The organism is Marinobacter sp. SS13-12 (assembly GCF_030227115.1).
In the GTDB taxonomy this organism is placed as follows: domain Bacteria; phylum Pseudomonadota; class Gammaproteobacteria; order Pseudomonadales; family Oleiphilaceae; genus Marinobacter.
The window spans coordinates 2,695,644-2,711,926 of record NZ_JASSUA010000001.1; the positions used below are offsets into that span (position 1 = coordinate 2,695,644).

General features: G+C 58.3%; 11 protein-coding genes and 3 pseudogenes. 11 read left to right on the plus strand and 3 right to left on the minus strand.

All coding sequences use genetic code 11. The features are described from left to right. Window positions 1-31: 31 nt before the first annotated feature. The 9 genes and pseudogenes from QPL94_RS12300 to cobA form a co-directional block, all read left to right on the plus strand. Window positions 32-601, plus strand: a complete 570-nt coding sequence (locus QPL94_RS12300; protein WP_285357654.1) for a CvpA family protein — start codon at window positions 32-34, stop codon at window positions 599-601. A 35-nt stretch (window positions 602-636) separates the two neighbouring features. Beyond that, window positions 637-2,160, plus strand: a complete 1,524-nt coding sequence (purF, locus tag QPL94_RS12305) for an amidophosphoribosyltransferase (protein ID WP_285357656.1) — start codon at window positions 637-639, stop codon at window positions 2,158-2,160. Window positions 2,161-2,190: 30 nt separating this feature from the next. Beyond that, window positions 2,191-3,432, plus strand: a complete 1,242-nt coding sequence (locus QPL94_RS12310; protein WP_285357657.1) for an O-succinylhomoserine sulfhydrylase — start codon at window positions 2,191-2,193, stop codon at window positions 3,430-3,432. 138 nt (window positions 3,433-3,570) lie between these two features. Continuing rightward, window positions 3,571-3,969 (plus strand): annotated as a pseudogene (locus QPL94_RS21475) (DNA translocase FtsK 4TM domain-containing protein); the annotation flags it as partial. 525 nt (window positions 3,970-4,494) lie between these two features. Next, window positions 4,495-6,039: pseudogene (locus QPL94_RS21480) on the plus strand (DNA translocase FtsK); the annotation flags it as partial. 12 nt (window positions 6,040-6,051) lie between these two features. Next, window positions 6,052-6,708: an outer membrane lipoprotein periplasmic chaperone LolA gene (gene lolA, locus QPL94_RS12320; RefSeq protein WP_502881526.1), complete on the plus strand. Its 657-nt coding sequence runs from the start codon at window positions 6,052-6,054 to the stop codon at window positions 6,706-6,708. After that, entirely contained in the window at window positions 6,708-8,051 is a 1,344-nt protein-coding gene (locus tag QPL94_RS12325; protein ID WP_285357659.1) for a replication-associated recombination protein A, read from the plus strand. Before lolA ends, QPL94_RS12325 begins: the two co-directional genes overlap by 1 nt. 121 nt (window positions 8,052-8,172) lie before the next feature. Then, window positions 8,173-9,447 carry a serine--tRNA ligase gene (serS, locus tag QPL94_RS12330; protein ID WP_285357660.1) on the plus strand — a complete coding sequence of 425 codons (1,275 nt, stop codon included), beginning with the start codon at window positions 8,173-8,175 and terminating at the stop codon, window positions 9,445-9,447. 14 nt (window positions 9,448-9,461) lie between these two features. Further along, window positions 9,462-10,283, plus strand: a pseudogene (gene cobA, locus QPL94_RS12335) (uroporphyrinogen-III C-methyltransferase); the annotation flags it as partial. A gap of 25 nt (window positions 10,284-10,308) precedes the next feature. Here cobA and QPL94_RS12340 read toward each other — a convergent pair. Then, the gene (locus tag QPL94_RS12340) at window positions 10,309-11,382 is read right to left on the minus strand and encodes a 3-deoxy-7-phosphoheptulonate synthase (RefSeq protein WP_285357661.1); all 1,074 of its coding nucleotides are present in this window, start codon (window positions 11,380-11,382) and stop codon (window positions 10,309-10,311) included. 124 nt (window positions 11,383-11,506) lie between these two features. Between QPL94_RS12340 and QPL94_RS12345 the strand changes: the two genes are divergently transcribed. Continuing rightward, window positions 11,507-13,330, plus strand: coding sequence for a DUF1631 family protein (locus tag QPL94_RS12345; protein WP_285357662.1), 1,824 nt, complete (start codon window positions 11,507-11,509; stop codon window positions 13,328-13,330). A 31-nt stretch (window positions 13,331-13,361) separates the two neighbouring features. Continuing rightward, window positions 13,362-13,772 (plus strand): PilZ domain-containing protein, encoded by a 411-nt coding sequence (locus tag QPL94_RS12350; RefSeq protein ID WP_285357663.1) that lies wholly within the window; start codon window positions 13,362-13,364, stop codon window positions 13,770-13,772. A 44-nt stretch (window positions 13,773-13,816) separates the two neighbouring features. Here QPL94_RS12350 and QPL94_RS12355 read toward each other — a convergent pair whose 3' ends face one another. Together QPL94_RS12355 and QPL94_RS12360 are read right to left on the minus strand one after the other, a co-directional pair. Then, the gene (locus tag QPL94_RS12355; RefSeq protein WP_137434537.1) at window positions 13,817-14,602 is read right to left on the minus strand and encodes an enoyl-ACP reductase FabI; all 786 of its coding nucleotides are present in this window, start codon (window positions 14,600-14,602) and stop codon (window positions 13,817-13,819) included. A 90-nt stretch (window positions 14,603-14,692) separates the two neighbouring features. Next, entirely contained in the window at window positions 14,693-16,282 is a 1,590-nt protein-coding gene (locus QPL94_RS12360; protein WP_285357664.1) for an ABC transporter ATP-binding protein, read from the minus strand. Window position 16,283: the final 1 nt, after the last annotated feature.

Below are 16,283 nucleotides of genomic sequence, written 5' to 3' on the forward strand. Positions count from 1 at the left end.
TTCGCGCTTCCTTTTCTCCACCGGGTTTTTCATGGATGCGCTGATCTGGATCGACTGGGTCATCATTGCCCTGATTACTGTTTCTACCCTTATCAGTCTCAAGCGTGGCTTCATCAAGGAAGCGCTGTCGCTGATAACCTGGGTGGGTGCGTTCATTATTGCCCGAACGTTTCATCCCCAGATGCAGTCTCTCCTCGAGGGCACCGTCGAGACGCCACTGGTGCGCCTGGTAGCGGCCTTTGCCATTCTGTTTTTTGCCACCCTGATCGTTGGTGCCATCGTCAACAACCTGATTGGCCATCTGGTCAAGGCTACCGGCCTGTCGGCAACCGATCGGGTGTTGGGCATGGGATTTGGCCTGTTACGGGGGCTGGTGGTGGTGATTGTCGCAATCGCCTTTACCCGCTATACACCCCTGGCCGAAGATACCTGGTGGCGTACGTCAGTGATGATTGAGCGTCTGGCCGTGGTGGAGGACTGGTCACGAAGGACCCTCGGAGACGAATTCGCGCGCTTTCTCGGGCCCGCAGGTGGAGGCATGGACGACTCCCCGGAATCGCAACAGGAAGATAACGTGGAACCCGCTTCCGCGTCCCGCTAACATTCAGTTTTAACGCTTCGGAGATTACCGTATCCATGTGTGGCATTGTCGGCATAGTCAGTACTTCCAACGTGAATCAGTCGCTTTACGACGCGCTGACCGTATTACAGCACCGGGGCCAGGATGCAGCGGGAATAGTTACCTTTCAGAATGAGCGTTTTTTCCTTCGCAAGGACAACGGGCTGGTGCGGGATGTATTCCGTACCCGTCATATGCGTCGGCTGGTGGGCAATGTAGGTATCGGCCATGTCCGTTACCCTACCGCCGGCAGCTCCAGCTCTTCCGAAGCTCAGCCTTTCTACGTCAACAGCCCCTACGGCATTACTCTGGCCCACAACGGTAACCTGACCAACGCCGAAGACCTCAGCAATGACCTGTTTCGCACCGATCTGCGCCATATCAACACCAATTCGGACTCGGAAGTACTGCTGAACGTATTTGCCCACGAACTGCAGAAGCTGGGTAAGCTCGACCCGACCAAGGAAGAGATTTTTTCCGCCGTGCGTGCGGTGCACAAACGGTGCCGCGGCGCCTATGCCGTCATTGCAATGATCACCGGTTATGGCATCGTCGGCTTCCGCGACCCCAATGGTATCCGTCCGGCCTGTTATGGCGTGCGAAAGACCGAGGAGGGTGAGGAGTACATGATTGCCTCTGAAAGCGTCGCCCTGAGTGCAGCCGGTTTCAAACTGGTGCGCGACATAGCCCCTGGTGAGGCGGTCTACATTGAAACCGATGGCACGCTCTATACCCAGCAGTGTGCAGAAGAACCCCACCTGTATCCGTGCGTGTTCGAGCATGTGTATTTCGCAAGACCTGACTCCATCATTGACCAGGTGTCAGTTTACAAGGCACGCCTCAGAATGGGGGAAACCCTGGCGGAGAAGGTCCTGCGGGAACGGCCGAATCATGACATCGACGTGGTAATGCCCATACCCGATACCAGCCGTACCTCTGCGATGCAGATGGCGCACCGGCTGGGGGTGAAGTTCCGGGAGGGGTTCATCAAGAATCGCTACATCGGCCGCACCTTTATCATGCCCGGCCAGAAAATGCGCAAGAAGTCAGTACGCCAGAAGCTGAACCCGATTGACCTGGAGTTCCGTGGCAAGAACGTGATGCTGGTGGACGATTCTATCGTACGGGGCACCACCTGTAAGGAGATCGTGCAGATGGCCAGGGATGCCGGTGCCCGCAAGGTCTATTTTGCCTCAGCGGCACCCCCGGTGCGTTATCCCAACGTGTACGGTATCGACATGCCGTCGGTGAATGAACTGATCGCCCATGATCGCAGCGTTGACGAGATTGCGACCTTGATTGGCGCAGACTGGCTGCTGTACCAGGATCTGGAAGACCTGATTACCTGTGTCAGTGACGTTAACCCCGATATTGAAGGCTGGGAGTGCTCGGTGTTTACCGGCAACTACATCACCGGCGATGTGGACGCTGCGTATCTCAACAAGCTGGAAGCCGCCCGCAACGATGAGAATCGCTTCGAGGGCGGTTCCGGAGATTCTTCCGATAACGGTATTATTGATCTGTATAACGATGAAGATTGACCACGCCACGGTCGTAAACAGGAGTTTGTCATGACCTATCGCCGCGAAGAGCACGTCCTGATCCCGGAATCGGATCTTGAGGGCATGTCGGTGGATACTCTCGCGGTCCGTGCAGGGCAGATCCGTACTGGCCAGCTGGAACACAGCGATGCGATTTTTCCCACCTCCAGCTTTGTCTATGGCAGTGCTGCCCAGGCGGCGGCACGGTTCGGAGGCGAAGAGCCGGGCAATATCTATTCCCGTTTCACCAATCCCACGGTGCAGGCGTTCGAGGCCCGGATTGCAGCGATGGAAGGCGGTGAACGGGCAGTGGCGACGTCTTCCGGCATGGCGGCAATTCTTGCCACCTGCATGGCATTGCTGAAGTCCGGAGATCACGTGATCTGTTCAAGGGGCGTGTTCGGTACCACCAATGTGCTGTTCCAGAAATATCTGGCCAAGTTTGGTGTTGAAACCACTTTTGTGGGCCTGACCGACATGACGCAATGGCAGGCTGCCGTGCGGCCGGAAACCCGAATGGTGTTTATCGAAACACCGTCCAATCCGCTGTGCGAAGTGGCGGATATGGCGGCCCTGGCCAAACTCTCCCGTGACAATGACGCCCTGTTCGTGGTGGACAACTGTTTCTGCACACCGGTTCTGCAGCGCCCGTTCGAGCATGGTGCAGACATCATTATTCACTCCGCAACCAAGTACCTGGACGGACAGGGTCGCTGTGTTGGCGGTGTGGTGGTTGGTCCCGACAAACTTATGGAGGAGGTCTATGGCTTCCTCCGCTCAGCCGGCCCCACCATGAGCCCGTTCAACGCCTGGGTTTTCCTCAAGGGTCTGGAAACCTTACCAATCCGTATGCGCGCCCACTGTGACAATGCGTTAGAGTTGGCCAAATGGCTGAAAGGGCAGGGCACAGTAGACCGGGTATTCTATGCCGGCTTGCCCGACCATCCGCAGCATGAGCTGGCGAAACGCCAGCAGAGCGGATTCGGCGGGGTGCTCTCGTTTACCGTGAAAGGTGGGAGAGAGCAGGCCTGGGCGTTTATCGACGCAACCCGGATGATCTCCATCACAGCCAATCTTGGTGATGTCAAAACAACGATTACACATCCGGCCACAACCACTCATGGCCGACTGTCTCCGGAGGACAAGGAGCAGGCGGGTATTACCGAAAATCTGGTACGGATCTCGGTAGGTATTGAAGCTGTTGAGGATCTCAAAACCGACTTGCAGCGTGGGTTTGAGGCTCTTGAAAATTACCGTCAGGGAACTGTCTGAGCATTCATGGCTGAGAGCGCAAAAGCAAAAAAATCAGGAGAGCTGACAGACAAACAGTTGCGGTTCCGTCGTTTTCTGGCCCAGGGGGCCCGGGAAGGAGCGGTGATTGCGCTGATTGCGCTGTGTATCTATCTGGGCATGGCACTGGTGACCTTCAGCCCTTCGGACCCCGGCTGGGCCAGTATAGGGCATGAAACCAGTGTGCAGAATTACGCCGGCCGCACCGGCGCCTGGCTCGCCAGCCTGCTACGCGATTTTTTTGGTCACGTGGCCTTCCTGTTTCCGGTGATGATCGCGGCCTATGCCCTGATGCTCATCCGCCGCCGGAATGATCCCATCGATATGCACGTGCCCTTGTTCCTGGTGCGATTCGGCGGGTTTCTGCTGATCCTGTTGTCGGCAACCAGCCTGCTGTCACTGTATTCCGTGTTCGGGCTCGGGGTTACCTCCGGTGGTGTGCTTGGTGCTGCGGTTTCCGAGGCCATGGTGCGCTTCTTCAACCTGCCGGCGACAACGCTGTTACTGATCTCCATCTTTCTGTTTGCACTGACGGTGAGTACCGGGCTGTCCTGGTTCTGGTTGATGGATCAACTGGGCAACCTGACCCTGCGGGCGGCTAACAGCATCAAGAGCCTGTTTTCGTCTTCCGCCAAGGCGCGGACTGCGCCTGACGCTCCCGGGCCGGCAGCGACTGCACCCCCGAAGAAACCTGTGGAACCGCCCGTGTTGCGGGACAAGGTAGCCGCATCGGCCAGGAACAAGGCTGCTGGTGTGCCCTGGTGGAGACGTCTGCTGGGTCTGGGCCCCCGCAAGGACAAGACAAAGCCTGCGGCCCCCCCGAAACAACGGCGTGAACCGGGGCTAGAGGGTATGCAATCCGTGGACGATGCCGAACCGGCGCGGCTTGAAAGCTTCAGCTCCCGGGATGACCGTGCTCCGGTTGCCGATGTGCCTGAAGCCGGCCTGAAAAGCGGCAAAAAGCCACCCACAGGTCCCGCTGGCAAGTCCCTCAAGATCTCCCCGTTCAAGCGTGAAGATCAGTCCACCACCAACGGCAGTGGAAAAAGCAAACAGGCATCTCTGCTGGAAGACATCGAGAGCCCCATTCCTCCGATTTCGCTTCTGGATCCGCCGGAAGAGCACAAGGAAAGGGGCTACTCCGAGGAGTCGCTTCAGCATATGTCGCGCCTTCTGGAAGAGAAACTGGCGGATTTCGGGGTTTCTGTGGAAGTGGTCGAGGTTAATCCCGGGCCGGTTATTACCCGTTTCGAAATCAAGCCTGCTGCCGGGGTCAAGGTAAGCAAGATCTCCAACCTTGCGAAAGACCTGGCCCGTTCACTGGCAGTTCTCAGTGTCCGTGTGGTTGAGGTTATTCCCGGTAAGTCGGTTGTCGGTATTGAAATTCCCAATGAAGAACGGGAAATGGTCCGGCTCAGTGAGGTATTGAGTGCCCGGGTGTTTACCGAATCCTCCTCTGCGTTGACCCTGGCGCTGGGCAACGACATCGGCGGCAATCCGATGGTGGCGAACCTTGCCAAGATGCCGCATCTGCTGGTTGCAGGTACCACGGGTTCCGGTAAGTCGGTAGGCGTGAATGCCATGCTCCTGAGCATGCTGCTGAAAGCCACACCGGAAGAAGTCCGCTTTATCATGGTGGACCCCAAGATGCTGGAGCTGAGCATCTACGACGGTATCCCACACCTGTTGGCACCGGTAGTCACCGACATGAAAGATGCCGCCAACGCCTTGCGCTGGTGCGTGGCGGAGATGGAGCGACGTTACCGGCTGCTTGCGAGCCTCGGTGTTCGCAATCTGGCCGGGTACAACCGCAAGGTAAAAGACGCCGCTGCAGCGGGAGAGCCCCTGCTGGATCCGACCTGGAAGCCGGATGAATATCTGGCAAATGATGAACAGGAGCGGCCAGAGCTGGAAACACTGCCGTTCATCGTGGTGGTGATCGACGAATTCGCCGACATGATGATGATTGTTGGCAAGAAAGTGGAAGAACTCATCGCGCGGATTGCACAGAAGGCCCGTGCCGCCGGTATTCACCTGATTCTGGCCACCCAGCGGCCGTCGGTTGATGTCATTACCGGCCTGATCAAGGCCAATATTCCCACCCGTATGTCGTTCCAGGTGTCGTCCAAGATTGACTCCCGCACGGTACTGGACCAGGGCGGAGCAGAGCAGCTGCTGGGGCATGGCGACATGCTTTACCTGCCCCCGGGCTCCGGGCTGCCGGTACGTGTTCACGGTGCCTTCGTGGATGACGACGAAGTGCACCGGGTTGTGAGTGCCTGGAAAGCACGCGGTGAGCCGGTTTATGTCGATGATGTGCTCAACGGCGCCGAAGGCGAAAACCTTCCCGGTGTGCCCAGCCTGAGCGATGGCGGCGGGGACAGCGAAGGGGACGCCCTGTTTGACGAGGCTGTTGCGTTCGTCACCGAGGGTAGACGTGTTTCAATTTCATCCGTGCAGCGGAAATTCAAGATCGGCTATAACCGGGCGGCAAACCTGGTCGAGGCCATGGAAGCATCCGGTGTGGTCAGCTCTGCCGGGCACAATGGCGCCCGCGAAGTACTGGCACCACCGCCACCACGAGATTAGGAGTACCGATTGATGATGGAATCACCAAAGAGTTTGTGGATCGTATCCGTGCTGGCAGTGGTGCTGATGTTTGCCCTGCCGGCCCACGCTGAAGAGGGCGGGGAAGAAGCCGCAGCGGAACTGGCGTCCATGCTGGAGAGTTACCAATCCTTTCAGGCCAGCTTCATCCAGATTGTGGTTAACGAAAACGGCAACCGTGTGCAGGAAAGCCGTGGTTCCCTCAAGGCCAAGCGCCCGGGCCTGTTCTACTGGGAGACCAGCCAGCCCCACTCCCAGTTCGTGGTCAGCGATGGCAACAAGGTAGAGGTTTACGACCCCGACCTGGAGCAGGTCACTGTCCACAGTCTGGACGAAAAAGTCTCGACGACGCCTGCGTTGCTGCTCAGTGGTGAAGTAGACAATCTGGATGAAACCTACGAGGTGTCAATGCGCAGTGTCGGCGAAAACACCCGGGAATTTACCCTGGAACCCAGAAGAGAGGATTCGCTGTTCGTGTCTCTGCGTCTGACCTTCTTCAAGGGCGAGTTGCAGGAGATGCGTATGCAGGATTCGTTGTCCCAGTTGAGCGTGCTCAGCTTCGACGATATCCGTCTCAACGAAGAAGTGAGCGACAGCGCCTTTGTCCTTGAATACCCCGATGGCGTGGATGTGATCCGGGACGGAGCCTGATGCAGGAAAGCCTGTTCGATGAACAGCAGGGGTTTCGGCCACTGGCTGCACGAATGCGCCCGGAAAACCTCGACGAGTACGTCGGCCAGGCCCATCTGGTGGGTGAGGGCAAGCCCCTTCGCCGGGCCGTGGAGCAGGGCCAGCTCCATTCCATGATCCTCTGGGGGCCTCCTGGCGTCGGCAAGACCACGTTCGCTCGCCTGCTTGCCAACCTCAGTGACCTGAGTTTCGAGACCGTCTCCGCGGTTCTGAGCGGTGTAAAGGATATCCGCGCGATTGTGGAGCGGGCGAAAAATCGCAAGCGCAGTGAAGGCCGGGATACCCTGCTGTTCGTGGACGAGGTTCATCGCTTCAACAAGAGCCAGCAGGATGCGTTCCTTCCCCACATTGAGGATGGCACCTTCATTTTCGTTGGCGCCACCACAGAAAACCCTTCTTTCGAGCTCAACAGTGCACTGCTGTCCCGCACCCGGGTTTATGTACTCAAGAATCTCTCCGATGACGATATTCTGGAATTGCTGAACCGGGCGCTGTCCTCTCCGGAGGGGTTGGACGGACGTTTCACGGTTGATGGTCCCGTTCTGGACCTTATGGCGTCGGCCTCAGGCGGAGATGCCAGGCGGGCGCTGAATATCCTCGAGGTGGCAACGGATCTTGCCGAGCCGGATGATGACGACGCCGCGAGAATCACCCGCGATCACCTGGAGCAGGTTCTGCAGACCAGCCTGAGACGCTTCGACAAGGGCGGCGATGTTTTCTACGATCAGATATCGGCGCTGCACAAGTCGGTGCGTGGCTCGGACCCCGATGGGTCCTTGTATTGGTTATGCCGTATGCTTGATGGCGGCTGTGATCCCCTTTACGTGGCGCGCCGGCTGGCCAGAATTGCCAGTGAGGACATCGGCAACGCCGACCCCAGGGCACTGCAGATTTCCATGGACGCCTGGGAGGCCCAGGAGCGACTGGGTTCGCCGGAAGGGGAGTTGGCCCTTGCCCAGGCGGTGACCTACCTGGCAATGGCGCCAAAGAGCAATGCCGTCTACAAGGCCTTCAACCAGTGTATGGCCGAGATCCGCAATGATCCGGACTATGACGTGCCCGTTCACCTGCGCAATGCGCCCACCAAGCTGCTTGAATCGATGGGCCATGGTGATGAATACCGTTACGCCCACGATGAGCCGGAGGCCTTTGCCGCCGGCGAATCCTACCTGCCGGAAGCTATCCATCAACGCCGGTACTACCAGCCCGTCAATCGTGGCCTGGAAATCAAACTGGCTGAAAAGCGGGATCGACTTGATCAGTGGAACCGTAACAGCCCCCGCAAGCGTTATCCGCAAACCTGAAATAGTCTGCCGGGCCATGCCTGCTGTAGCCACAGACATCCTCGCAGGTATAATGCCCAGTCAATCGTCAGAAAACAGACACTTGTCCACTTACCTTTGAACCGGAAAACTCAGGATAACCATGCTCGATCCCAAACGTGTCCGCACCCAGACTGAAGAGATCGCCCGTCGCCTGGCCATCAAGGGCTTTACCTTTGATAAAGCCACCTTCGATCAGCTCGAGGAACGCCGTCGTGCGATCCAGGTGAAAACGGAAACCTTGCAGGGCGAGCAGAACCGCCGGTCCAAATCCATCGGCAAGGCCAAGGCAGCCGGTGAGGACATCCAGCCCTTGCTGGATGAGGTGGAAAACCTGAAGCAGCAGAAGTCAGAAGCAGAAGACGAATTGCGCGTGCTTCAGGATGAACTGAATGACTTCCTTGCGGCGATTCCTAACCTGCCGGATGAGACGGTACCGGCGGGAGAGAGCGAAGACGACAACGTGGAGGTTCGTCGCTGGGGCACCCCGAAAACGTTCAACTTTGAGCCCAAAGACCACGTTGCACTCGGCGAAGCGCTTGGCGGTCTGGACTTTGAAACCGCGACACGCCTGGCCCATTCCCGGTTTGCGGTGATGCGCGGCCCGGTTGCACGGCTGCACCGGGCACTGGCCCAGTTCATGTTGAATCTGCATACCGAAGAACATGGCTATATGGAAGCCTATGTTCCTTATCTGGTGAACGCCGAGACCCTCTACGGCACCGGCCAGCTTCCGAAATTTGAGGAAGACCTGTTCCGCATGGATGGCGAAAAGCCGCTGTACCTGATTCCCACGGCGGAAGTGCCCGCCACCAACCTGGTCAGCGACACCATCCTGGACGCCAAAGAGCTGCCACTGAAGATGGTATGCCATACCCCCTGTTTCCGCAGCGAGGCCGGCTCCTACGGCCGTGACACCCGGGGTATGATCCGGCAGCACCAGTTCGACAAGGTGGAGCTGGTCCAGGTGGTGCGGCCCGAAGATTCCGAGGCAGCGCTCGAGGCCCTCACCGGCCATGCGGAAAAGGTACTGCAACTACTGGAACTCCCTTACCGACTGGTTGACCTGTGCGGTGGTGACATGGGCTTTGCGGCGGCTCGCACCTACGATATCGAGGTGTGGCTGCCGGGGCAGGACAAGTACCGGGAAATTTCCTCCTGCTCCAATACCCGGGATTTCCAGGCACGGCGCATGCATGCACGTTGGCGTAATCCGGAAACCAACAAGCCCGAGCCGGTCCATACCCTGAACGGTTCCGGTCTTGCCGTTGGCCGTGCACTGATCGCGGTCATGGAGAATTACCAGCAGGCAGACGGCAGCATTCTGGTTCCGGAGGTCCTGAAGCCGTATATGGGAGGTTTAGAAAAAATCCAATGAGTGACAGATCCGACGATGCACCATGGAGGGGCGTTGGTGCGAAGCCTGCACCGGTTCGATACCAAAAGAATCCGGTCACCGAAAACCCCAACAGTTCCGAGGGTGAGGTCGCGCTTGTCGGCGCCGGCCCCGGTGACCCGGAACTTCTGACACTGAAGGCCTGGCGCCTGATTCAGTCGGCAGAAGTGGTGTTGTACGATCGCCTGGTATCGGCGGAAATCCTGTCACTTATTCCGGAAACCGCGGAACGGATCCATGTAGGCAAGCAGCGGGCAAACCATACCCTGCCCCAGGAGCAGATCAACAACCGGCTGGTGGAACTCGCCCGCAAGGGGCACAAAGTTGTACGGTTGAAGGGTGGGGATCCCTTCATTTTTGGTCGTGGTGGCGAGGAAATCGAAACCCTCGCCGCGGCTGGCGTGCGCTTCCAGGTCGTGCCGGGAATCACTGCTGCGTCCGGATGTGCGGCTTACGCCGGGATACCGCTCACCCATCGTGATCATGCCCAGTCAGTCCGCTTTGTGACCGGCCATCTCAAAAATGATACCTGCGACCTGCCGTGGAAGGATTTTGTGCAGAACAACCAGACCCTGGTGTTCTACATGGGACTGGTGGGGCTACCCATTATCTGCCGGCAGCTGATTGCCAACGGAATGTCCCCGGATATGCCGGTGGCACTGGTGTCCCGGGGCACCACGCCCCAGCAGCAGGTTGTTACCGGGGACCTGTCCAATATCGTCGAGCGGGTAGAGGAGAATGAGGTGCCCGCTCCCACGCTGGTCATCATAGGCCGGGTGGTGACCCTGAGAAGCAGGCTGGATTGGGTAGGCGGCTGAGCCTTCAGCCGCGCTATTGGAGGGATCAGCCGCGCCGCTTCGGCAACACGTCTTTGAGCTTGTCCCGCATGTCGTGCAGGGCTTTTTCAGTGGTTTCCCAGTCAATGCAGGCGTCAGTGACCGACACGCCGTACTTGAGATCAGCCAGGTTTTCCGGAATCGACTGGTTGCCCCAGTTCAGGTTGCTTTCCACCATCAGGCCCTGGATGGACTGGTTGCCCTCCAGAATCTGGTGGGTAATATCCTGGATAACCAGTGGCTGAATGCCCGGGTCCTTGCTGGAATTGGCGTGGCTACAGTCGACCATGATCGATTGACGCAGTTTCGCTTTTTCGAGCGCCTGTTCGCAGAGGGCAACGCTGACTGAATCGTAGTTGGGCTTGCCACCGCCGCCACGGAGAACCACGTGGCCATAGTTGTTGCCACGGGTGCGGATGATCGCCACCTTGCCCTGCTGGTCGATGCCCAGGAAGCTGTGGGGATGTGAGACCGACTTCATGGCATTGACCGCGACATCCAGGCTGCCGTCGGTACCATTCTTGAAGCCGATGGCCATGGACAGACCGCTGCTCATCTCCCGGTGCGTCTGGGATTCAGTGGTACGGGCGCCGATGGCGGACCAGGAAATAGTGTCCTGCAGGTATTGCGGGGAAATCGGGTCAAGGGCTTCGGTGGCCGTGGGCAGGCCCAGTTCGGAAATATCCAGCAACAGGCGACGGCCAATGTGAAGGCCCTGTTCGATATCAAAGGTATCGTTCAGGTGTGGGTCGTTAATCAAGCCCTTCCAGCCGACGGTGGTGCGTGGCTTCTCGAAATACACCCGCATGACAATCAGCAGGGTATCGCTGACTTCATCCGCCAGCTTCTTGAGTTTTACAGCATAGTCCCGGGCAGCTTCAACATCATGAATGGAGCAGGGGCCCACCACCACAAACAGGCGATGATCCTTGCCGTCCATGATGTCATAGATGGCCTGGCGGCCGTTTTCCACGGTTTCCGCAGCCTTGCCGGAAAGCGGCAATTCCTGCTTCAGCGCTTCAGGTGTGATCAATGGTTCCTGACTCGCCACATTCAGATTCTCTAGTTTGGTGCCCGACATTCTGTTGTTATCCCCGTCGCATAAAACATGACTGGCCGGCGTTAAGTTGCAGTAAACCCCGGCGAGTTGGTTATACTGCGTTATTTGATAGACCTTTTCAACGCTTCTGACGCGCGGAGAACGGATGCAGCAGAGCACGCAGAACAAGGGGAAAGTCCTGCCCCGGAAGCGGGTTCCAGAGAAGATGGCCGACGTGCTCTCCGGCATTCGTGTACCGGATCTTCCTTACCCGGCCCGAAAGCTGTCACCGGACGCGGTCAGCGACTGGGGGCCGCTAATGCTTTCCTGCTGGACAGAGCAAAGGGACGAGCCTGTCACCCATGTAATTCGCTCGGTTTCCCTGACCTGGTCTGTCCGGCAGATCAACTCCGCCTATGTTGCCGACCGCATCATGGGCGTCTTCCTCAAAACCAGTGGTTTGCACCCTGAGCTCGCCCGTCGCATCGCCCGCCTGAGGTTCTTTTTTGCCTGGCGAATGAATCTTGAAGGCGCCGGTGCACTCCATGAAACGCTGATTCAGTGGCTCGACAGCCTGCAGGACTGCCGCGGCTGGAGTGCCTCAGGTGGACGCTCGGCCAGGGCAATTCTGGATCAGCTGGACGCACTGATTATAGCGGTTTCCGGCAGTTTCGATTCCGGCGATATCGAACCGGTGCTGGTTTTTTGCCGCCAGTGGGAAGAGGACGCCACCAGACGGGAGCAGCAGAACGACAGACTGCGTCAGCGCCTGCTCGAAACGGAGCAGGGGGCCGCCAGGCAGCGACGGGCGGAGCAGACAGCGCGTGCTCTGGTGGGGCGGGCCCTGCAGAATCGTCAATTACCACAGGCAGTGGTGAATTTCGTTTTTGATCACTGGTTCGGATTGCTGAAACAGATCGTCTGGGAAGAGGGCACCGAGGGTGAAAACTGGCGACATGCCGGCAAGCTCCTGGAGTGGCTGGTGTGGATTGGCGATCCCGGCCTTTCGGACCGGGACCGGAACCGGCTCTACACGGTCGGTGAACAGATTGGTGATCGCATAACCGACGTGTGGAACCGGGTTCAGAAGAAGCCGCTGGAAGAAAAAGCCCTGGCCGGTGTTCAGTCCGTCATGGTTGCACGCCTACGGGGTGAAACACCGGATCTTGTGCCTGCTCTGCCGACCGATAACCGCTTTTCCTGGGATTCTTCCTGGCTCACCTTCTCCGAACCTGCTGAAGAGGACGTATCGCCCCTGAAGGGCAAGTGGTACGTTGAGGGCGAGGGCGCAAAGGAACAGCGCAGATTCTTCTTCGCGCTGCTGCCAGACACCTGTGAAGTGCTCTGGACCAATGGCGCGGGCGTCAAACTCGGTATACAGCCCTGGGCGAGATTTGTGGCTGGTCTCGATAGCGGCACCCTGCGCCGTTTGCCACCGCTGAAACCCTTTGGCGAGGTATTGGCGGAAACGGTTACCTCATTGTCGGTGGTGCTTGATCGTCAGAAGCTTCAGCGCGCAAAAGCAGCGAAGGAAGCAAAGGCTCGAGCTGACGCGCTGCGCCTGGAAAAGGACGAGGCAGAACGGCGACAACGGGAAGAAGAAACTGCCAGGCAGGAGGAACTTACCCGCAGGAAACAGGCCGCAGAGGCTCAGCGCGTGGCCGATGAAGAGGCCGAACAGGATCGCTTGTTGCGCGAGAAAGTCGCCGCAGCGCAGCAACTTGTTGACGGTATCAAACTTGGTGGCTGGATCGTGGAAGAAAGCTCCGGGACGGGCCAGGACCCGGTTCGCCTGAAACTGGCGGTGCGGATCAACGCCTCGAAAAAACTGGTATTTGTGGACCGGTTGGGCCTGAACCGCCGTGAGTTCCTGGTAGACGAACTGGTAGCGGAAATTGTTGCGGGCCGCATTCGCGTACTGGGGGCCTCTGCAGAATTTGACGACACCCTTTCCAGGGTCGTAGGGCGCATCCGGGTGGGCCGGAATTGATCCGGTAACCGGCAACGTCAGGTGGGAAATCATGAGTGATATTGATTACAACTTTGGTGACTACGACGAATCTCCGGAATCCGGGGATAACCGGTGCGAATACCGACTGACGGCGAGCGCGAAGGTGACGATGGAGCTGGAGTCGTCGGTTCCGGAGGGCGCCGGCAGCGGCGACGAACGTACAATCGTGTCGCGAACCAGTGATCTGTCTGCCAGGGGAATCCGCCTCGCTACCTCTGAGCCGTTAACAACGGGGGCAATACTGCCTGCCTGGGTGTGCCTGGAAGAAGTCTCCGAACCCTTCCGGTTAATGGTGGAGGTGGTGTGGTGTCGTCCGGCCGATGACAGTGGCTGGCTGGTGGGGCTGCAGATTCTGGAGTCTGACGATACGGCGTATCTGGAATGGGTTGAAGCGGTTGCCAGGGCGATGGCGGAAGGTTAGGGGTCCCGGCAGGGCATAGGCCCCGCCGGGAACTGCAGGCGCTGTCAGTCTTCCAGTTCGCCCATGCCGGTGATGTTGAAGCCGGCATCCACGTACATGATTTCGCCGGTAATGCCACTGGCCATGTCGGAGCACATGAAAGCAGCGGCATTGCCAACTTCATCAGTGGTTACATTCCGGCGCAGGGGCGCCCTGCGGGCGTTCTCCGCAAGCATTTTGCGGAAGCTTTTGATACCGGAGGCTGCCAGGGTCCTGATGGGCCCTGCGGAGATGGCGTTCACCCGAATACCATCACGCCCCAGGCTGCCGGCCATATAGCGCACGTTGGCTTCCAGTGACGCCTTGGCCAGCCCCATTACGTTGTAGTTCTGCAGCACCTTTTCTGCGCCCAGGTAGCTCAGGGTCAGCAGCGAGCTGTTTTCGTGCAGCATCTTGCGCCCGGCCTTGGCCAGGGCCACAAAGCTGTAGGAGCTGATCTCGTGGGCGATACGAAAGCCTTCACGAGTGGTGACGTCCACGTAGTTGCCATCGAGTTCATTGCCCGGCGCAAAGCCAACGGAATGCACAATAACGTCGACATTATCCCAGTGCTTGCCCAGATCGGTGAACACGGCTTCGATTTCGTCATCGCTGGCAACGTCGCATGGAAAGATCAGTGAACTGCCCCAGCCTTCGGCGAATTTCTCTACCCGGGATTTAAGCTTTTCATTCTGGTAGGTGAAAGCCAGTTCGGCACCCTCTCTGGCGAAGGCATCTGCAATGCCATAGGCAATTGAATGCTTGCTTGCAACGCCGACAATCAGTGCTTTCTTGCCACTGAGTAATCCCATAACAGTTCTCCCTGTGTTTCAGTTTAAGGCATTATCCATGAACCGCAGCGGTGCGGGTAACGCTCAATTGGTCGTAGTGTCCGGCCGGTCTTACCGGGTGTAGAAAAGCGCCGCTCCAAGCAGTTCACGGGTGTACTCGTGTTTCGGTGTGTTAAAAATTCCGGATGCTTCGCCATATTCCACCACGCAGCCGTTTTTGAGCACCAGCAGTTTGTGGCTGAGTGCCCGGACCACGGACAGGTCGTGGCTGATAAACACATAGCTTAGACCATATTTGTCCTGTAGATCTCTCAGAAGGGTAATCACCTGCTTTTGCACCGTGCGATCAAGGGCCGAGGTGGGCTCGTCCAGAATGATCAGCTCCGGCTGCAGCACCAGCGCCCGGGCAATGGCGATTCGCTGCCGCTGGCCGCCGGAAAATTCATGGGGGTAGCGGTGCCGGGCGTCCGGGTCCAGGCCCACGTCGTTCAGTGCCTGAATAACTTTGCGGTCCTGTTCCTGCGGGGTGGCCGGTGCGTGAATTTCAAGCCCCTCCCGAACAATTTCAGCTACCGACATGCGGGGGCTGAGGCTGCCGAACGGGTCCTGGAATACGATCTGGAGTCGGCTGCGCCAGGGGCGAAATGCTTTCTGGTCTAAATGGGACAACTCCGATCCGGTGAGCCGTATGCTGCCGGTGCTACCGGTAAGTTTCAGCAGCGCGTGGCCAATGGTGGTTTTGCCGCTGCCGCTTTCACCCACGATGCCAAGCGTCTCGCCCTGGTTGAGGGAAAAGCTGACGTTGTCTACCGCCTGGAACCAGGCTTTCGGCTTGCCCAGCAGGCTTTTTCGGGTAATAAAGCGAACATCCAGGTTGTCCACATCCAGCAGCGGGTTGTTGTTGACCATGGCACCTGAAGGAGACGCGGGGGGTTCCGCGTCAAGCAGGCGACGGGTGTAGGGATGCTTCGGTTCGCTGAACAGGGTTTCCGTCGGGGCCTCTTCCACCAACTGGCCCCGTTCCATAACCACCACATGATCCGCATATCGACGCACAATGGACAGGTCATGGGTAATCAGCAGAATGGCCATCCCCAGCTTGTGCTGGAGGTCTTTGAGCAACTCCAGGACCTGTTTCTGCACGGTAACATCGAGGGCGGTAGTCGGTTCATCCGCGATCAATAGGTCCGGCTCATTGGCCAGTGCCATGGCGATCATCACCCGTTGCTTCTGGCCACCCGATAATTGATGCGGGTAGGCGTTCAAGCGATCCTCCGGCGAAGGTATGCCCACCAGTTCCAGCAGCTCGATACAGCGGGCCTTTGCCTGTGGGCCGCGCATGCCCTTGTGCAGCGCGAGCGTCTCGCTGATCTGTTTTTCAACCGTGTGCAGCGGGTTGAGGGAAGTCATCGGCTCCTGAAAGATCATGCTGATCTGACGGCCGCGGATCTGCCGCAGGCGTTTCTGGCTGACTTTCAGCATGTCCTCGGCCTGGAACAGGATCTCACCGCTCGGGTAACCGGCGTGGCGCTCATCCAGAAGCCGTAGAATCGACAGCGCCGATACCGATTTCCCGGAACCGCTTTCCCCCACCAGCGCGACGGTCTCGCCCCGGTCTATCCGGAGCGACAGCCCCTGGACGGCTTGAATGGTGGCGTCGAAGGTGATGGACAGGTCCTTGATTTCCAGAAGCTGCGACATA